Source organism: Devosia sp. A16 (assembly GCF_001402915.1).
Taxonomy (GTDB): Bacteria; Pseudomonadota; Alphaproteobacteria; order Rhizobiales; family Devosiaceae; genus Devosia_A.
Window position 1 is genome coordinate 4761512 of record NZ_CP012945.1, and the last position, 19151, is coordinate 4780662.

Genomic DNA, 19151 nt, shown 5'->3' on the forward strand with positions numbered 1-19151 from the left:
CGAAGTGCAACAGCCTGCTAAGGTCATGTTGCAATGGGAACCTATTATGAGCAGCTCTCGCTGGACGAGAGAAGTGCGATTGCCTGTCTTCGAGCAGAGGGGCATTCGCTCGGGAAAATCGCTACGCGTTTGGATCGCCCGGCATCGACGATCAGTCGGGAGCTGAATCGCAACAGCGGTGTGCAAGTGGGCTACAAGCCGGCCTATGCCGACGAGCAGGCCCGGGCGCGGCGCTGGCGGGGCAGCCGGCTGGCGCGTCAGCCGGTCCTACGCCAGTTCGTGCTGGACCGCCTTGCAATGGGATGGTCGCCCGAACAGATCTCAGGACGGCTGACGCAGGGCAACTCTAGCATGCGCATCAGCCATGAGAGCATCTATCGTTTCATCTATGCCCAGATCCGGCGCACCAACCGCTACGAGTGGCGCCACTATCTGCCGCAAGCCAAGAGCAAGCGTGGCTGGCGCCGCCGGCCGCACCGCCCCATGGAGCATATCAAGGACCGCGTCTCGATCGATTGCCGGCCGGCGCACGTCAACAACCGTCGTCAGTGCGGGCACTGGGAGGCCGACCTGCTGCATCCGCGCAAATCCGGCGCCGCCATCCTGGTGGTTCAGGAGCGCAGCACCCGCTTCATCCTGCTCGCCAAGCAGCCAAGCAAGCATGCCCAGCTCGTCGTCGACCGCATCAAGTGCTGGTTCAGTGCCCTGCCGCCGCAAATGCGCCGCTCCCTCACCCAGGACAACGGCACCGAGTTCTTCGAGCATCATCAGCTCAACCCGGGCGGCATCGATACCTACTTCTGCGATCCCCATAGTCCCTGGCAGAAGGGCGGCGTCGAAAACGCCAATGGCCGGTTGCGCCGGTACATCCCGCGCGGAACCGATCCCGGCAGCTTCTCTGACGAGCACCTGCAGGAACTCGCCAACGACCTCAACAATACGCCACGCAAATGCCTCGGCTTCAAAACCCCAGCCGAGGTCTTCTCAAAACGCCTGTTGCACTTGAAATGTGAATCCACCTCCCAGCTTTCGCTGGGATGACATCGCGGATGGTTCGACCGCCCCGCGGCGGAGACGCAAGAAAGGGCTCTCGAGGGCCCTTTCTCACAACTGCCGCGCCAGCGTTCAGCCGATCTGACTGAAGAACCCGCGCACATCGCCGACCCACACCTGAGGCACTTCCAGCACCGCATAGTGCCCGCCGACATCGAACTCGTTCCAGCGCACGATGGTGTTGCTGGTCTCGCCATAGCGACGGATCGGCACCTCATCGAAGCCGAACACCGCGACACCGGTCGGCACGCCGGAGTTGGCCTTTGGCGACCAGGCCTCCGGATCATGGGCGTTCTCGTAGTAGAGCCGGATCGACGAGGCGGCCGTGCCGGTGAACCAGTAGATCATGAAGTTGGTGAGGAACCGGTCCATCGGGACAGCGTCGATGCGATCGCCGAAGCTGGTGAACAGCTCGCTGATCCAGGCCAGCAGCCCCGCCGGCGAGTCCGAGATGCCATAGGCCAGCGTCTGCGGGCGGCTCGACTGCATGACGTTGAAGCCGAAGTGCTCCGCCATGAAGCGCTGCACCCGCTGCAGGCGCAGCTTCTCGCTATCGGTGAAGGTCGCGATCTCCTCGGGCGACACAGGCCCGAACGGAATGAAGCCCATGGTCGCGGCGTTGAGGTGGATGCCGATGATCCGCTCCGGCGCCAGCCGGCCGATCTCGGGCCCGATGATGGCGCCGGCATCGCCGCCCTGCACCCCGAAGCGCTGGTAGCCCAGCCGGCGCATCAGCTCGATGAACGCCTTGCCGATCCGGATATTGTTCCAGCCGGCCTCATGGGTCGGGCCGGAGAAGCCGAAGCCGGGCAGCGAGGGGACCACCACGTCGAACGCGTCCTCGGGCCTCCCACCATGCGCCACTGGATCGGTCAGCGGCCCGATGACGTCGAGGAACTCGACGATCGAGCCGGGCCAGCCATGGATCAGCAGCAGCGGCGTCGCATTCTGCTCAGCCGACTTCACGTGGATGAAGTGGACGTTCTGGCCGTCGATCTCAGTGGTGAACTGCGGCAGCGCGTTGATCTCGGCCTCGGCCTTCCGCCAGTCGAAGCCATTGAGCAGCCGGTCGACGGCGCCGCGGACATAGGCATTGGTCGGGCCGGCAGCCCAGCTGCCATCGACCTCGCTCGGCATCACGGTGCGGACCAGACGATCCTTGAGGTCCTGCAGCGCGGCGGCGGAAACGTCGATCTTGAAGGGGGTGATGGTGGCCATTTGGAGACTCCGTTCCGGGGGTGATCGTTGAAGACCCCCCTTCGTACCCAGACCCCATCCGGGATTATTGGAAGTTTCCGACAACCGTGCTTGGCGGGCCGCTCACGACCTCGTTCGTCGTCGCGCGAACGATCTCCTTGGGTGTCTGGCCCATGATCACCTTGAGCGAATTGATCATGTGCGCCTGATCGGAGAAGCCCAGCGCCAGTGCGACATCGACCGCGGGGCGCCCCATCTGCAGCATGGCGACGGCCTTCTGCGCCCGCTGCACGAGGGTGAAGTGCTTGTACGTGAGACCGGTCGTCCTGAGGAAATGCCGCTGCAGCGTCCGCTCGGTCATCGCCTTGGGCTGTCCGTCGACCACCGAAGCCACCAACGCATTGCTGTCGACGATGCCGTCGCGCACCAGCCGCTCGACGAAGACGTCGGCGTTCTCGAAGGTGGGGATCTCCCGCACGTCGGTGCCGATCCAGAAGCCACCCTTGCCGAACTTCTCCAGCATCACGCCTTCATCGCGCATGATGTCGCCGGGCATCAGCGGCATGAAGCTGTGCGGCTTGAACGAGATCACCAGTTGCTCGTCGCCGGCCTCATGCTCATAGACCACCGGCTGCGTAGTCAGGCCGGTGCGCAACACCAGGGTTTCGTCGCCGCGCTTGATGATGGCGATATCCCAGCAGCCGTCGGGCTGCATCAGGGTCGTGCCGGTCGTGTCGAAACGAACGGAGCTGATGCTCTCGACGAGCGGGGAGTCGATCGGTCGCGTCTGCACGATGCGCTTCATGCGATCGAGCCTATCAGTTGCGGCGCGACGAACCAAATGCCTGTCGTGCGGCCGGCGTCCGATTGGTCGCCATCCAGATCACGTGCCGGGCGCCGCGCCCAGTGGTGCCTGCCCGCACCCGCAACTCCTCGACCGCCATGCCTGACTGTTGCAGGCGCGTGGTGAACTTCGCGTCGGGCGCCACCGACCAGACCGCAACCACGCCGCCGGGTCGCAATGCCGCCTTGGCGGCGGCGATTCCACCATGGCTGTAGAGCCGGTCATTGGCCGGCCGCGACAGGCCCTCCGGACCATTATCCACGTCGAGCAGGATGGCGTCGAATTTCTGCGTATCGCCCGACATGGCGCTGCCGACATCGCCCTCGCGCAACTGTACGCGCGGGTCATCAAGGCTGTCGCCGTGAATCTCGGCCAGCACGCCGCGCGCCCACTTGATCACCCCCGGGACCAGTTCCACCACCACCAGTTCGGTGTCCGGCGGCGCGACCTTCAGCGCCGCCCGCAACGTGAACCCCATGCCGAGGCCACCGATCAGCCAACGTTGTCGCGTACGGCCCGCGAGCCGTTCCGCCGCCAGGCTCGCCAGCGCCTCTTCCGAACCGCTCATCCGGCTGCCCATCAGCCCGATGGTTCCGGCAAAGATGGTGAACTCGGTTCCGCGCTGGCGCAGCACAAACTCGCCACCACCTGGCACCTTGGCGCGATCGAGCTCAATCCATGGCAGCACGCGTGCCTCCTTGCCGTTGTTCGGCCCAGCACTAGCGGTATCCGCGACGCTGCGACAGCCCTCTGGCGCAGCGCCATGCGATGGCTATGATCCCGCCACCGCGTCGGAGCCAGCCATGACACCAGAATTCCTTATCACCACCCTGGTGATCGTCGCCTCCCCCGGCGCCGGCGTCCTCTATACGCTGGCGGCCGGGCTTACCCGTGGCGCGCGCGCCAGCATCCTTGCTGCCTTCGCCTGCACCCTGGGCATCATCCCGCATATGGCTGCCGCCGTTACCGGCCTAGCCGCCCTGCTCCACACCAGCGCGCTGGCGTTCGAGATCATCAAGTATCTCGGGGTCGCCTATCTGCTCTACATGGCCTGGGCCACGCTCAGGGAAAAAGGTGCGCTGAGCGTCGAGACGCAGGCGCCGCCGAAATCGGCGCGCCAGGTCCTGGTCTCAGGCGTTCTGATCAACGTCCTCAACCCGAAACTCTCGATCTTCTTCTTCGCCTTTCTGCCGCAGTTTGTCGGGACGGATTCGAGCGAGGCCCTGCCCCGGATGCTGGAACTGAGTGCAGTGTTCATGGCCGCGACCTTCGTGATCTTCGCGGTCTATGGCGTCTTCGCCGCCGCGGTGCGGCAGCACATCGTCACCCGACCACGGGTCCTCACCTGGATGCGGCGCAGCTTCGCGACCATCTTCGTGGCGCTCGGCGCCAAACTGGCATTCACCCAGCCCTAACCTGCGTCGGGAGACAGGCTCGGCTCGGCTCCCGGCAGTACCCGCTGATCGCTGGTCTTGAGCGTGAGCAGCGCCTCGAGCTGGTCGATCTGCTGGATTTGTCCGAACTGCACGGCAAAGCCCGTCTCTATGTGCCGGACAACTCGGCCGGGTACGGCTCCAACGGCCGCGATCGAGCCAAGCGGCGGCAGTGTATCGGCCGAGAGCGCCACGCCCGACTGCGACATATCGATGATAAAGCAGTCAAAGCGCCTGCCGTCGCCGAGCGTCAGGCTGGCCCGCGTCTCGCGGGGCAACACGCGCTTGTGCGCGCGACGGTCGCTGACTGTCTTCAAAGTTCGGCGCTTCAACCAGTCGATCCGCGCACCGAGCGCCGCACGCTCCTGTTCGCTGCACTCGAACGCCACGGCAAAGCCCCCGTCGAGGACCCGGCTGATCCTGCCACGGACAATGCCCAGCCCCTGCAGTGTCATCGTCAACGCATCGCCCGGCTGTCCGCTGACCGGCGCATTCACGACTGCCTCGTGCGGCGAGACGCTTCGGGATCGGCAGGCAAACACCTGCACGGCGCCCGGTGTCTGCGCACGGTTTGCGAGGACGTAACTGCCCATCACGTCCCCGATGAAACGCACGTCCCTGAGCTTGGCCGCTGCTCCGGGCATTCCATTCTGCATCGTCTGAGCCATCTTCGACTGATCCTGCAAACGCTACGCAAGATTGCATATGGGGTTATGAATCAGACGTTACCGCCAAGACGATCCGGCAGTATTTTGCCCAGAATCCGGAGCATTCCGCCCATCTGCGGGACTATTCGCTCGCGTTTCCCAGTAACTCAAACCCAAAATGGCCATTTGTACTGCGCCAAAAAGGTCTATGACGCCTCAGCTTCGAGAATCATGTCATCGAAGAACGCCTCGGGTCCGTCGACTTCCTTGAGTCGCCTGCCGCTGATCTCAAGGTAGCGCGTGCCCACGTTCCGCACGAAGCTGCGATCGTGCGACACCAGCACGGCCGTTGCCTCATGCGCCAGGATTTCGCTCTCCAGCGCTTCGCGACCGGGGATGTCGACGTGGTTGGTGGGCTCGTCCATCAGGTAGAAGTTCGGCTCGGTCAGCCGTAACGCCAGCAGCCCCAGCCGGGCCCGTTGTCCGAAGCTCAGCTGTCCGATCGGCCTCGATTGCTTCTCGATCACAAATCCGGCCGAGGCCAGGAGGCTCCGCACCCGCGCGTCGGGCTGCCTGAAGGCCACCGAGATGAAGCTCTCCGGCGTTTCCTTGACCGGCAACTGCGACATATCCTGGTCGGTGTAGCCCAGCACCAGCGAGGGCGTAACGTGGATTCCCGCAACGCTGTCCGGCTCGACCATGGCGCGGTGGATCAGCTTGACCAGTTGCGATTTGCCGGCGCCGTTCTTGCCCAGCAGCACCACACGGTCTCCCTGGAAGATATGCAGCTTGTCGATCCTGAACAGCGCCTGTCCGGCCGGTGTGGTCACCGTCACGTCCTCGATCCCGACCAGCAGCCTGGCGTGCGTGCCCCGATTGCTCAACCGGATCTCGCCAGAGCGGTCCCGATGCGTCGGCCGCACCGCTTCCTCGATCCTTGCGGCACGCTCGCGCAACTGCTTGGTCTTGACCACCAGCAGGTCGCTGCCTGAGTTGATGCCGATATTGTTGAGCTTGGCCGCCTGCTTGCGCAGCTTGCCGGCCTCCTTGAGATCGCGCTCGTTCTGCGCTTCCTGCGAAGCGTCCTCGCGTTCGATCTCACGCCGCGCCGCCGAATAGGCGAGCGCCATGTAGCGCGACGTGCCCGGCCTGAGGAACAGCGTCCGGTTGGTCACCGCGTCGAGGAAGTCGCGATCATGGCTGGCCACGATCAACGGAATGTTGCGGGCCTCGCGGTTGAGCCAGGTCTCCAGACGGAACAGTTTTGCGAGGTCGAGATGGTTGGTCGGCTCGTCCATCAGCAGCGCGTCGGGGTCGGTGACCCAGACCCGACAGATCAGCATCAGCCGCTGCCAGCCGCCGCTGAGCGCCGACACTGGCCGGTCGCGCAACTCGTAGGGTGTCTCGAGCCCGTCGAGCGCCACGTCGGCCCGCCAGGCGTCGGTGTCACGATAAGCTACGGGCAGCGCCTCCAGCACGGCGTCGCGCATGGTCAGCGGCATCAGCGTCGTCGGGACGTCCTGTTCGACATAGCCGATGCGCAGCCCGCGCGACCGGATCACCTCACCGCTGGTGGGTTCGGCCAGCCCGGCAATGACGCGCAGCAACGAGGTCTTGCCCAGGCCATTGCCGGCGACGAGGCCGACGCGATCGCCGTCGGCGACGACCAGGCTCAGGTCGCGAAACAGCGGATCGGTGGCGGTAATGGAAAGGTTCTTGAGGCTGATCGAGCCCATTTCGTGTCTCTCTGGTATTCTGACGGTCCGCAGGGGGACCGATGCCGTCAATAGCTCACGCGCGAAGCGGAGCCGGCTTGGGCAGACCAGAATGGTGTGAGACGACGAGGACGTCCGGACCCGTTCGGCCAGCCCTGCAACTAAAGCTGCAGGGCCGAAACAGGGCCGCGACTGCGGTGCTGGTCATGACGATAGCCCACGCGACCCTCCTTGGTTGGCATTGCGGACGGCGTTGGTAGTGCACCCTTGGAAAGCCGAGGTCAAGCGCAGGCTTTGCACGCCGTGGCCACACCACCGGGTCATTCCCGCGAAAGCAGGAAACTCTAGCGCCTCACACCAGGTAAAACAGCGTGGCGATGGCAGCGAGGATCACGGAGCGAGGCAAGGCAAGATGGGCAAGCCGGTACGCAAAACTATCAAATCCGGCCTGCTGCCATCCGCTGTCGCGTGGCGCCCGACGATCGATCTCAAGATACGCGAGACCGCTCTTGGCTTGGGCGCGCATACGGCTACTCCGAACAAAAACCGTATGTGAAATTCATAGCGGCGAGCGCTTAAGAAAGTGCTTCCGAGAAGCAAACGAAGTCTGAATCAGCTGCTCCAAAACAAAGCGCCCTGCCCGGCTCCGCCATGTGGCGCACCGGGTTCGGCGAGAGTTTCGTCAGCTCCGGCGCAGTCTCTCTCGACTGAGGATAGCGCCGGTGCAGGTCGAGACGCGCAGCAGATAGACCCAACCGCCGCGGGTCGCGCGCACCTGGATGCGGCGGTTATCGGCGACGTTGAGCGAGATGTTCCTGTAGCCCTGGTCGCGCACGGCATTGCGGATCTGACGGTCGGTCAGCTCGATGCACACCAGCGGCCGGCGGAAACCGAAACCATCGGTGCCCAAGCCGAACTGGAACTGCATCCCCTGCGCCTGAACGGGGAGGACCGAAGCGCCGAGCGCCAGGCCGAGCACGGCGGCGCGCATAAGCATGGTGGCTGTCATATCGTTCTCCTTTGCGGCTCCCGAAACGAAAATCCCGGCCCTCGAGAGGGCCGGGATCGGGCGGGAGCACAGGGGAGGATCCGGCTCCCGCCGGAACTGGATCAGAAATTGAACTGCAGGCTGAAGCCCGGCTGGCCGCGGAACTTCTTCAGCCGCTTGACGTCGTAGACGCGGCCCGAGCACTTATCGACCTTCATCGCGTAGTCCTTGTTCCGCCACGAGGCGACAACCAGCACGCGGTCGCGGCCGAGGTTGCGGATCACATCGACGTTGCGGAAGCCATAGTCGCGCAGCCCGCGTTCGACCTGACGATTGGTCAGGCAGCGATCGAAGTGCGGGCGGGTGTGCCTGTTACCTTTGCTGAAGGTCTGGGCGTCACCGCCGCCATTGATACCCAACTGGAAGCTGAACTGCGGTTCGGACTGGGCCTGGGCCGGCATCGCGGTGATGGCGGCGGCACCGAGCGTCAGGGCGACGATCGCAGCGCGGCTGGTCTTCATCACAGTGGAAAGCATCGGGGTCATGGTAGTCTCCTATAGAGTCTTCTTGAGGCGCCAGGTCCGCTAGCGTGCCACGACCCTAAAGGTTCCATTCTTAACCAATGCGGTATCGCCCGTTCATCCAGCGTTCATGTTGCACGGCAGCATGGCGGGAGATGCGGTGATATCAGGCGCGGTCGAGGTGAGATTGCCGAACGCCCAGCCCGGGCACTGCCTACCGGCCCCGGCTGGGCGCTCCGCAATCTCGTGCGCCGGATTACGGCCGGGGCGTTGAATGCTCGCGGAACCGTGCGTTCACATGCCGTTCACGAGCGGTTGACAGCTCGAGCGCAGCGCCCTACCTCCCGCTTAACCCACCCAAAGCAGCAAGTATGCTAGAGCTTGTGAGGCGCCCGATTCGCGCCTCGGACGGAGATTTCATGGCGGCGATCGAAGACCTTTTCGGCCCTGATGGCGAGGACCCTGCCCCGCAGCGCACGCCTGCTCCCCCCACGCCGAAAACGCCGGCCGCCACCAATGCCCCCAGCGTCGCCCATGCTGCAACCTATTCGGCTGCCGATATCGAGGTGCTGGAAGGACTCGAGCCGGTTCGCCGTCGCCCCGGCATGTATATCGGCGGCACCGACGCCAACGCGCTGCACCACCTGTTTGCCGAAGTCATCGACAACTCGATGGACGAAGCGATTGCCGGCCACGCCAGCCGCATCGAGGTGCATCTGGGTGAGGACGGGTTCCTGACCGTCACCGACAATGGTCGCGGCATCCCGGTCGAGAACCATCCGAAATTCCCAGGCGTGTCGACCCTCGAGATCGTCATGACCCGCCTGCATGCCGGCGGCAAGTTCGATGGCAAGGCCTACGAGACTTCGGGCGGCCTGCACGGCGTCGGCGTTTCGGTGGTCAACGCCCTGTCCGACAGCCTCGTTACCGAAGTGGCGCGTGATCAGATGCTGTATCGCATCGCGTTCTCGCGCGGCAAACCGCTCGGCGGCGTCGAGACCGTCGGCAAGGTGCAGAACCGCCGCGGCACCACGCAACGCTTCCACCCCGATCCGGAAATCTTCGGCGAGCACAAGTTCTCGGCAGCCCGCCTGTTCAAGATGACGCGCTCGAAGGCCTATCTGTTCGGCGGCGTCGAGATCCGCTGGACCTGCGACGAGAGCCTGGCGAGCGCCGACGTGCCGGCCAAGGCCACCTTCCATTTCCCCGGCGGCCTGCGCGACTTCCTTGCCAACCGCATCGAAGGCGAACCGCGCATCGCCGAGGACATCTTCTCGGGCACCATCGGCAAGCCCGGCACGCACGGCTCGGTCGAGTGGGCCGTGGCCTGGTGCCTGGGCGACGGCTTCGTCAACTCCTACTGCAATACGGTGCCGACCGGCGATGGCGGCACGCATGAACAGGGCCTGCGCGTCGCCCTGCTCCGCGGGTTGCGCAACTACGCCGAGCTCTCCGGCAACAAGCGCGCCGCCCAGCTGACCGCCGAGGACGTGCTGGTGCAGTGCTCGGCCATGCTGTCGGTCTTCGTGCGCGAACCGGAATTCGTCGGCCAGACCAAGGACAAGCTGAGTTCGCCCGAGGCCACCCGCATCGTCGACACCGCGCTCCGCGACCCGTTCGACCACTGGCTCGCCGCTTCGCCGAACCAGGCGTCGAAGCTGCTCGACTGGGCTATCGAGCGCGCCGAAGAGCGCCTGCGGCGCAAAAAGGAGAAGGAGGTCGACCGCCAGTCGGCGACCCGGAAACTCCGCTTGCCGGGCAAGCTGGCCGACTGCACGCAATCGGCCGCCCAGGGCGCCGAGATCTTCATCGTCGAGGGCGACTCGGCCGGCGGCAGCGCCAAGCAGGCGCGCGACCGCAAGAGCCAGGCCATCCTGCCGCTGCGCGGCAAGATCCTCAACGTCGCCGGCGCCACCCGCGACAAGGTCCAGGCCAGCCAGGCCATTGCCGACCTGATCCAGGCGCTCGGCTGCGGCACGCGTGAACGCTATCGCGAAGACGAACTGCGCTACGACAAGATCATCCTGATGACCGACGCCGATGTCGACGGCGCCCACATCGCTTCGCTGCTGATGACCTTCTTCTTTCAGGAGATGCCCAAGCTGATCGAGGGCGGGCACCTATATCTCGCGATGCCGCCGCTGTTCCGCATCAGCTCCGGCCCCAAGGTCGCCTATGCGATGAACGACGGGCATCGCGACGAACTGCTGGCCACCGAATTCAAGGGCAAGAAGCCCGACATTACCCGCTTCAAGGGCCTCGGCGAGATGCCCTATGTCCACCTGCGCGAAACCACGATGGACAAGAAGACCCGCACATTGCTGCAGGTCCGCATTCGCGACGATTTTGAGGAAACCAAACTGTCGGTCGATCGCCTGATGGGTAACCGCCCGGAAGCACGCTTCGACTTCATCCAGGAAAACGCAGCCTTCGTTACCGATCTCGATATCTAGCCGGTCCAGTCGGCCTGATCTTCGCACGGTAGCGTGCCGCCTTGCGACTGCTTTCGACGCCTTGATTAACCGCGGCGGCGCAAATGGCGTTGACTCGCAAGGGGTTTCCACTATGTTCCGGGCGCGCTGCGCGAGCGCCCCGGACAGGGCGGAGTCCGGATCGGTTGCTGCAAGGCGAAGCCTGATTATCCGGCTTGTACTTTGCGCCCCCTTCGTCGACCCGCACCTCCTCAAGTAGCTGCCCGTCGACCTGCCTTTCCTACTTGAGCGGACCACTGATTTGGCAAATGACTTTTCCGGGTTGGGCCTCAGCGCCAAGGTGATCGATGCGGTTGCCGCATCCGGCTACACCAAGCCCACCGATATTCAGGCGCAGGCCATCCCGCATGTCCTTCAGAAGAAGGACATTATCGGCATCGCGCAGACCGGCACCGGCAAGACCGCGTCGTTCGTGCTGCCTATGCTCACGCTGCTGGAAAGCGGCCGGGCCCGCGCCCGCATGCCGCGCACTCTGATCCTCGAACCGACGCGCGAACTCGCCGCGCAGGTGCACGAGAACTTCGAGAAATACGGCAAGAACCACAAGCTCAACGTGGCGTTACTGATCGGCGGCGTCAGCTTCGAGGACCAGAACAGGGTGCTCGACCGCGGCGCCGACGTGTTGATCGCCACGCCCGGCCGTATGCTCGACCAGTTCGAGCGTGGTCGCATCCTGCTCACCGGTGTCGATATCCTGGTGATCGACGAGGCCGACCGGATGCTCGACATGGGCTTCATCCCCGATATCGAGCGCATCTGCGGGTTGCTGCCGCCGCGCCGCCAGACGCTGTTCTTCTCGGCCACCATGCCGCCGGAAATCCAGCGCCTCACCAACCGCTTCCTTCGCGACCCGATCAAGATCGAGGTCGCCCGGCAGAACTCGACTGCGGAAACCATCGAACAGCGACTGGTGCGCGTCTCCGGTAAACCGGAAGAAAAGCGTGCGGCGCTGCGCCAGCTGATCCGTGCCGAGGACAACCTCAAGAACGCGATCATCTTCTCCAACCGCAAGCGCGACGTGGCCACTCTCGCCCGCTCGCTGGAGCGCCACGGCTTCTCGGCCGGCGGGTTGCACGGCGACATGGATCAGAAGAGCCGCATGGAGACGCTCGACGCGTTCAAGTCGGACAAGCTGCAACTGCTGATCGCCAGCGACGTGGCCGCCCGCGGCCTCGACATTCCCGCGGTGAGTCACGTGTTCAACTTCGACGTGCCGACCCATGCCGAGGATTACGTGCACCGCATTGGCCGCACCGGCCGTGCGGGCCGCTCGGGCGTCGCCATTACTCTCGCCACGCCCTCCGATGGCAAATATGTCGACGCCATCACCAAGCTGATCGCCAAGGATATTCCTGAGGTGAAGCTGAGCGGCGGGGTGGCCGAACACCCGGGCGCCGAGGAACGCGGAGAGCGCCCGTTGCGCGAAGGTCGCGGCCGCCGGGGCGGCCGGGCACGCGAGACCGAGCCGGTCCAAGCCGAGATCGCCGCGACGCAAGGGGCCGACGAGCAGCGGGCCGAGAGGAACGAGCGTTCGCGTCGTCCGTCTCGCAATGGTGCCGCTCGCGACAGCAATCGCGCTGGCGGCGCTGAGAAACCGGTCCGCGAGCCCCGTACCGATCACGTCGAAGGCATCGTCGCCGACTCGCCTTTCGGATCGGACGGTCCGATTCCGGCGTTCCTGCTGCGGAAGTAGCGACGATCAACAGAATTTCCACGGCGCTCTGCGTAGATTACCTAGCAGATCGCCGTGTTTTTACGTGCCGTTAATCCCGATCAACAGACAATGCCGACCACAAACCGGCAGGAGCCGGTGCTTCGGGGGACCGGTGTCAGAACAGGAATTCAGACGCGCCCTGGGTTATGCCACTTCAGCGATCGACCTGCTGAAGCGCGCCACAATTCCACCGTATCCGCAGTTCTACGAGCTACTCTATACTTATGCGACCGGCGTCAATCCGGCCCTCAACGCACGCATCAACGCCATCTTTCGCGATGGTCCGCCGTCCGCTGATATGGCCGAGCGGCTCTACAACGAATTTCTGAAGGCACGAGATGCAAACGAGCGCATCTCAGGCGTCTCGCAGCGGATGTCCAATCGCATCGGCGCCATTCACGACGCCATCGACACCGCCATGACCACCGCGAGCGCCTACTCCGCCTCGCTGCAGCTGGCGAGCGGCGATCTCGGGGATAAGGATCTCGATGCCACCGGATTGCGGGCGCTGGCTGGCGCGCTGCTGGCCGAGACCCGTCGGATGCAGGACGCCAACCATCAGTTGGAGATGAACCTTTCAGCCTCTCGAGACGATATCGAGGCGCTGCAGCGCGACCTCGACGATGTGCGCCGCGAGGCGCTGCTCGATCCCCTGACCAAGGTCTCCAACCGCAAGGCTTTCGACGATGGCCTGCTGCGTGCCCTCGACCGCGCCCGCGAGCATGGCGACCATCTCTGTCTGATGCTGGTCGACATCGATCACTTCAAGCGCTTCAACGATACCTGGGGGCACCAGACCGGCGACCAGGTGCTGCGCCTCGTGGCGATGACGCTGAAATCCAACATCAAGGGAAAAGACATCGCGGCCCGTTACGGCGGCGAAGAGTTCGCCGCCGTGTTGCCCGATACCGATCTCGAAGGCGCGATCACCCTCGCCGACAACATCCGCAAGGCCATCCAGGCCAAGGAGCTGCTGAAGCGCTCGACCAATGAAAAGCTCGGCCGCGTCACGGCCTCGTTCGGCGTTGCCAGCTATCGGGTCGGCGATACCCCGTCGAGCCTGATCGAGCGTGCCGACCGCTGCCTCTATGCCGCCAAGCACCGCGGCCGCAACGTCGTGGTCGGTGAGACCGACCTCAAGGACGACGACATCGTCGCGGCGTAGCGGCTAGTCGCTCTTCGCTACGCTCAGAGCGCGCGTTGCACGCGATGCGATACCCCTCATCCGGCGCTACGCGCCACGTCTCAACAGGCACGGTGACTCACCGCAATAGCGGTGATCGCATCCCTCCCCCGCGAGCGCAGGGCTGTCGCATAAGAAGCGCTGGCAGTAGTTGGGGGCCTTCTCCCCTTGTGGGAGAAGGCAAGAGGTGCCCTCAAAAACCATATGCGGTAGCCCTGCCCCTTGAGGGAGCGGAGCGCCGGCGATTGGGCAGCGAGGAGCGACTCTACCCAGCTACCGTCTCCACCCCGAGCGAGCGCAGCGCATCCCAGTACCCAGGATAGGTCTTCCCCACGCAGGCCGGATCGAGGATCGAAATGCCACCGATCTTCAGCGCCGCGAGCGCAAAGCTCATGGCAATGCGGTGATCCTCATAGGTTTCGATGCTGGTCCGCGCATTGCGGTGCTTGAGCTCGCTGAGCCGCGGATCGGATGAGACCACCAGCTCATCGCCCTCCTCATGCGCGAGGCCCGGCCGGATGCGGTTGAGCTCGGTGGAAAGCGCCGAGATGCGGTCGCATTCCTTGACCCGCAGATTGGCAATGCCGACGAACCGTACCGGCGTCTCGTTGAAGGCCGCCAGCACCGCCAGCGTCGGCACCGCGTCCTGCATCTGCGAGCCGTCGATCACCTGGGGCATGCGGGGGAACATGCGGATCAGCTTCGCCGCCTCGGCGTCGGGCTGGGTGAACGCCTCCATCGGCACTCCCAGCTCGATCTTGCCGCCGGTCAGGGCCTCTGCGGCCCACAGATAGGTCGCCGCCGAAGCGTCGGGCTCGATATGGAAGTCGGTCGCCTGGTAGCCGGTGGGCTGCACCTGCCAGGTCATCTCGTCCAGTTGCTCGACGCTGGCGCCGAACGCCCGCATCGCGGCGAGCGTCAGGTTCACATAGCCGCGGGCATCGAGATCCTTGCCGGTCAGCGCCACCTCGATCGGCCCTTCCCCGAACGGCGCCGCCATCAGCAACGCCGAGACGTACTGGCTGGAAAGCCCGCCATCGATCTCCACCCGCCCGCTGCCGAACGAGCCAGTGCCGTTCACCACCACCGGCGGGCAGCCGGTTTCGCTCGTCGCATCGATGCCGAGCGAACGGAGCGCCACCAGCAGCGGCTCGATGGGCCGCTTGCGCATCGCCTCGTCGCCATCCACCACCACCCTGCCCTCGACCAGCGACACGGCCGCGGTGAGGAAGCGTGTAGCCGTGCCGGCATTACCCAGCATCAGCGGCTCCGTCGGCGCCTTCAGCGTGCCATCGCTGGTGACGACGAAGCTCGTCGCGTCCGGCTCCTCGACGCTGACGCCCATCTGTATCAGCGCCCGTGCCATCAGCGCGGTGTCCTTGCTCTTCAGCGCCCCGGTCAGCCGGCTCGTCCCCTTCGCCAGCGCCGCCAGCAGCAGCGCGCGATTGGTGATCGACTTCGAGCCGGGCGGGGTGACCCGGCCGACCAGCGGATGATCAGGCGGAACGATCGTCAAAGCCTCGGGCTTTGAGGAAGCAGCAGCGGTCAATGGAGAACTCCGTCACAGAGCGGCGCAACAGCCGCACTCACTCCGGCAACGCCGGACACATCGATCTGTCGATTGGGCCCAGAGCAGCGTCCGGGGTGAAGTTGAAGCAAGCCGACTGGGTGTAGCGCAGCCTGTACGGGATTGAAAGGGCCCGACCCAAACGCGGGACTCGTCGTTACCCACCGGATCATTCCCGCGAAAGCGGGAACCTTCGTTTCGGGCGTCCAATCCCGCGCCGCCGGAGAGATCGCAAACAGAGGTTCCCGCTTTCGCGGGAATGACTCCGTGAACTTGGACGGTTGCAGGCGGGAAGTGCCTCAGGCGTGTGCCCGGGCCTCGGCCAGCGCCTTGAGGTCAGCTGGCTTCAGCTGCACGCTTTCGCCACAGCCGCATTCGCCGGTTTGGTTCGGGTTCTTGAAGGTGAAACCGGATTTGAGGATGTCTTCCTCGAAATCCATTACCGTGCCGAGCAGGAACAGTGTCGCCTTGGGCTCCACGTAGACGTGGACGCCTTTTTCCTCGATGTGGTCGTCGCCCTGCACCGGCTCGCTGACATAGGCGAGCGTGTAGGACTGGCCGGCGCAACCGGCATCCTTGATGCCGACACGCACGCCCACCACCGGCTTCTCGCTGTCCTCGATGATCTCGTTGATGCGCTCGACGGCGGCGTCGGTGAGGCTCATGATCTTCAAAGGCATCGGCTCGGGACCTTCATCGTAACAAGACGATATATAGACCTAGTTGGCGGGATTTACCACCAGTTCAGCGCCACCTGGGCTTCCTCGCTCATGCGCGAAGCGTCCCACGGCGGATCGTAGACCATGTTGACGGTAACGTCCTGGATGCCCTCGACATTGCGCGCCGCATTCTCCACCCAGCCCGGCATTTCGCCGGCCACCGGGCAGCCCGGGGCGGTCAGCGTCATGTCGATGGTGAGGTTGCGATCGTCGTCGAGGTCCACCTTGTAGATCAGCCCCAGCTCATAGATATCGACCGGAATCTCCGGGTCGTAGACGGTCTTCAGCGCCCCGATCAGGTCCTTGGTGATCCGCTCGACATCCTCGGCGGGAATCGCCGCACCGACATTGGGCGTGATGCGCGGGGCGTCGCCGGCATTCGGCTCGGTCGCCTCGACCTCGGGAGCAATCTCGTTCACTTCGTCAGACATTTGTTTTCCTAGCGAAACGGCTTCGCGTCCTTGCGAAACGGCTTAGCGGCTACGCGAAAAAGCTTCGCGCCTTTTCGATGCCCTCGACCAGCGCGTCGATATCATCCTTGCCGGTATATAGGCCGAACGAGGCCCGGCAGGTAGAGGTGACGCCGAACCTTTGCAGAAGCGGCATGGCGCAGTGCGTACCGGCCCGCACCGCGATGCCGTAGCGATCGAGAATGGTCGAGACGTCGTGAGCGTGAGCGCCCTTCACCTCGAACGAGAAGATGCCGCCCTTGCCCGGCGCGGTGCCGATCAGCCGCAGCGAATTGATCCGCCCGAGCCGCTCCATCGCGTAACCGGTGAGTTCCGCTTCATGCGCTTGCGCCGCGTCGCGGCCGATGCCCTCGACATAGTCGATGGCGGCGCCCAGCCCGATCGCCTGGACGATCGGCGGCGTGCCCGCCTCGAACCGGTGCGGCGGCTCGTTATAGGTGACCGTATCGCGGGTGACCGTATCGATCATCTCGCCGCCGCCCTGGTAGGGCTGCATGTCAGCGAGCAGATCGTAGCGGCCATAGAGCACGCCGATGCCGGTGGGGCCGTAGAGCTTGTGGCCGGTGAAGACATAGAAGTCGACGCCCAGGTCCTGCACGTCGACCTTGAGGTGCACCGCTCCCTGGCTGCCATCGACCAGCACCGGAACGCCGCGCGCGTGGGCGATCTCGACGATCTGTTTGATCGGCGTCACCGTGCCGAGCACGTTGGACATGTGGGTGATCGCCACCATCTTCGTCTTCGGCGACAAGGCCGCCTCGAACGCGTCGAGGTCGAAGCTGCCATCGTCCCGCACGTCGACCCATTTCAGCACGGCGTCCTTGCGCTCGCGATGGAAGTGCCAGGGCACCACGTTGGAGTGATGCTCCATGATCGACAGCACGATCTCGTCACCCTCGCCGATCCGCGGACCGAGGAATGAGGCGGCAACCAGGTTGATCGCCTCGGTGGCCGAGCGGGTGAAGATGATCTCTTCCGGACGGCTGGCATTTAGGAACCGCCGGGTCGCCTCGCGGCCGCCCTCGTAGGCTTCCGTCGCCCGGTTGGCGAGCGTGTGGAGGCCGCGATGGACGTTCGCATAGGCATGCCGATGCGCCCAATCCATCCGGTCGAGCACCTGGTTGGGCTTCTGCGCCGAGGCGCCGCTATCGAGATAGACCAGCCGGTTGCCGTGGATCTTCTCTTCGAGGATCGGGAAATCGGCACGGATCGTGTTCAGGTCGAAGGTCATACTGGTTTCCTGTTCGGAGGGACGAAGGCCCCCTCACCCGCCGCTTCGCGGCGACCTCTCCCCCAAGGGAGAGGTGGTGCTCAGGCTCGAACTCGGCCCCCTCGCCACCTCTCCCTTGGGGGAGAGGTCGGAGCGCGAAGCGCTCCGGGTGAGGAGGCCTTTCTTCTGGCGATCAGCTGCCCGCCAGCCAGCCTTCGATGACCGCGGTCAGCGCCTCGTTCAGCGCCTCGTCTTCTATCGGATCGATCAGCTCGGCGAGGAATGCCCTGACCAGCATGGTCTCGGCATCGGCTTTCGCGATGCCGCGGCTCATCAGGTAGAACAGCGAGTCTTCGTCGAGCTGGCCGCAGGTCGAGCCGTGGCCGCAGACCACGTCGTCCGCATAGATCTCGAGCTCGGGCTTGGTGAGGATCTCGGCTTCGTCCGAGAGCATCAGCCCCTGGCTCATCAGCTTGGCGTCGGTCTTCTGCGCATCGCGCGCCACCACCAGCCTGCCCTGCACCACAGCCTTCGACCGCCCACGGGCAATCGACTTGAACAGCGGCTTACTCGAGGTGTGCGGCACGGCGTGCAACGCATCCATGGTGATGTCGGCGTGCTGGCCGTCGGAGACGAGGTTCAGCCCGGTGATGTCGGCATAGGCGCCGGCGCCTTCGTAACGCGGGAACAACTGCGTCCGGCTCAGCGCCGCACCGGCATTGATGATGAGCGTCCGGAGCTGCGCGCCTTCGGCGAGGTGATACTCGTTGGAGGCGAAGTGCGTGGCCTTCTTGGCCGCGAGGTTGACCGTGATGTGGGTCACCCGCGCGTTCTTGCCCAGCGCCAGGTAGGTGGCGTGGTTGCCGAGATGGGCTTGTTCGCTGCCCGAGTAGGTCTCGACGATCACCGCGCTGCTGTCATCGGCGACGAAGATCTTCGCCGCGCTGGTCGAATGCCCGGCCGCGCCTTCGGTCCGTCGGTCGATCTGGATCACCGGATCGACGGAGCCGTCGAGATCGAGCGTCAGGCACTCCCTGGTCAATGCCAGGTTGAGACGGGTAACCACATCGTCACGCGTCGTAAGCACGCTGCCGGCAGCCTTGCCGACGATCACGCCGGCCGGGGCGGTGCCGGTCTCCTGCACGGCGCCATTGGCAATCATCAGCTGATACGCGCCGGGGACGCGCAGCGCTGGAGCGCTCGCCTCCGTCGCGGCAGCCGCCAGTTCGGGGACCGAGCGCAACAGCTGCTTGAGATCGGTGTAGTGGTAGGACTCGACGCGCCGCGTCGGCAGCCCGGCGCCACCGAGGCGCTCGGCTTCCGCGACCGCACCGGCGGCCGTCAGCTGGTCGATGAGCTTTTGTTCAGCCGGCCCGAGCCGGACGGGGACATGCATGG

Annotated in this window: 18 protein-coding genes; 5 read left to right on the top strand and 13 right to left on the bottom strand. The window is 64.8% G+C overall.

Annotated elements, in window-relative coordinates; genetic code table 11:
• Positions 1-33: 33 nt before the first annotated feature.
• Complete coding sequence (locus APS40_RS22955; protein WP_055049251.1) at positions 34-1041, top strand: IS30 family transposase; 1008 nt, start codon at positions 34-36, stop codon at positions 1039-1041.
• Between the two features lie 84 nt (positions 1042-1125).
• On the opposite strand, the gene APS40_RS22960 is transcribed toward APS40_RS22955, so the two are convergent.
• From APS40_RS22960 to APS40_RS22970, 3 genes are all read right to left on the bottom strand, one after another.
• Positions 1126-2271 carry an epoxide hydrolase family protein gene (locus APS40_RS22960; RefSeq protein ID WP_055049252.1) on the bottom strand — a complete coding sequence of 382 codons (1146 nt, stop codon included), beginning with the start codon at positions 2269-2271 and terminating at the stop codon, positions 1126-1128.
• 64 nt (positions 2272-2335) lie between these two features.
• Positions 2336-3055: a helix-turn-helix domain-containing protein gene (locus APS40_RS22965; protein WP_055049253.1), complete on the bottom strand. Its 720-nt coding sequence runs from the start codon at positions 3053-3055 to the stop codon at positions 2336-2338.
• Positions 3056-3068: 13 nt separating this feature from the next.
• Entirely contained in the window at positions 3069-3782 is a 714-nt protein-coding gene (locus tag APS40_RS22970; protein ID WP_055049254.1) for a hypothetical protein, read from the bottom strand.
• A gap of 115 nt (positions 3783-3897) precedes the next feature.
• Between APS40_RS22970 and APS40_RS22975 the strand changes: the two genes are divergently transcribed.
• Positions 3898-4509 (top strand): LysE family translocator, encoded by a 612-nt coding sequence (locus APS40_RS22975; protein WP_055049255.1) that lies wholly within the window; start codon positions 3898-3900, stop codon positions 4507-4509.
• Here APS40_RS22975 and APS40_RS22980 read toward each other — a convergent pair.
• From APS40_RS22980 to APS40_RS22995, 5 genes are all read right to left on the bottom strand, one after another.
• Complete coding sequence (locus APS40_RS22980) at positions 4506-5195, bottom strand: PilZ domain-containing protein (protein WP_156343052.1); 690 nt, start codon at positions 5193-5195, stop codon at positions 4506-4508. The two genes, APS40_RS22975 and APS40_RS22980, sit on opposite strands and share 4 nt — an antisense overlap.
• Before the next feature lie 185 nt (positions 5196-5380).
• Positions 5381-6910, bottom strand: coding sequence for an ABC-F family ATP-binding cassette domain-containing protein (locus APS40_RS22985; protein ID WP_055049257.1), 1530 nt, complete (start codon positions 6908-6910; stop codon positions 5381-5383).
• Positions 6911-7241: 331 nt separating this feature from the next.
• Complete coding sequence (locus APS40_RS25090) at positions 7242-7415, bottom strand: hypothetical protein (protein ID WP_156343053.1); 174 nt, start codon at positions 7413-7415, stop codon at positions 7242-7244.
• Between the two features lie 156 nt (positions 7416-7571).
• Complete coding sequence (locus APS40_RS22990; protein ID WP_055049258.1) at positions 7572-7898, bottom strand: hypothetical protein; 327 nt, start codon at positions 7896-7898, stop codon at positions 7572-7574.
• 101 nt (positions 7899-7999) lie between these two features.
• The gene (locus APS40_RS22995) at positions 8000-8422 is read right to left on the bottom strand and encodes a hypothetical protein (RefSeq protein WP_055049259.1); all 423 of its coding nucleotides are present in this window, start codon (positions 8420-8422) and stop codon (positions 8000-8002) included.
• Positions 8423-8817: 395 nt separating this feature from the next.
• On the opposite strand from APS40_RS22995, the gene parE reads away from it, so the two are divergent.
• From parE to APS40_RS23010, 3 genes are all read left to right on the top strand, one after another.
• On the top strand, positions 8818-10851 hold the full coding sequence (gene parE, locus APS40_RS23000) for a DNA topoisomerase IV subunit B (RefSeq protein WP_055049260.1): 2034 nt from the start codon (positions 8818-8820) through the stop codon (positions 10849-10851).
• Between the two features lie 280 nt (positions 10852-11131).
• Positions 11132-12583 (top strand): DEAD/DEAH box helicase, encoded by a 1452-nt coding sequence (locus tag APS40_RS23005; protein ID WP_055049261.1) that lies wholly within the window; start codon positions 11132-11134, stop codon positions 12581-12583.
• A 133-nt stretch (positions 12584-12716) separates the two neighbouring features.
• Positions 12717-13769, top strand: a complete 1053-nt coding sequence (locus APS40_RS23010; protein ID WP_055049262.1) for a GGDEF domain-containing protein — start codon at positions 12717-12719, stop codon at positions 13767-13769.
• Positions 13770-14052: 283 nt separating this feature from the next.
• On the opposite strand, the gene APS40_RS23015 is transcribed toward APS40_RS23010, so the two are convergent.
• From APS40_RS23015 to sufD, 5 genes are all read right to left on the bottom strand, one after another.
• The gene (locus APS40_RS23015; protein ID WP_055049263.1) at positions 14053-15336 is read right to left on the bottom strand and encodes a 3-phosphoshikimate 1-carboxyvinyltransferase; all 1284 of its coding nucleotides are present in this window, start codon (positions 15334-15336) and stop codon (positions 14053-14055) included.
• A gap of 317 nt (positions 15337-15653) precedes the next feature.
• Positions 15654-16034 (bottom strand): HesB/IscA family protein, encoded by a 381-nt coding sequence (locus APS40_RS23020; RefSeq protein ID WP_055049264.1) that lies wholly within the window; start codon positions 16032-16034, stop codon positions 15654-15656.
• Positions 16035-16087: 53 nt separating this feature from the next.
• Positions 16088-16504, bottom strand: a complete 417-nt coding sequence (locus tag APS40_RS23025) for an SUF system Fe-S cluster assembly protein (RefSeq protein ID WP_082434616.1) — start codon at positions 16502-16504, stop codon at positions 16088-16090.
• Positions 16505-16553: 49 nt separating this feature from the next.
• Entirely contained in the window at positions 16554-17774 is a 1221-nt protein-coding gene (locus tag APS40_RS23030; RefSeq protein WP_055049265.1) for a cysteine desulfurase, read from the bottom strand.
• Between the two features lie 172 nt (positions 17775-17946).
• A complete protein-coding gene (sufD, locus tag APS40_RS23035; RefSeq protein ID WP_197279394.1) occupies positions 17947-19149 on the bottom strand; it encodes a Fe-S cluster assembly protein SufD in 1203 nt (400 codons plus the stop codon).
• Positions 19150-19151 lie beyond the last annotated feature (2 nt).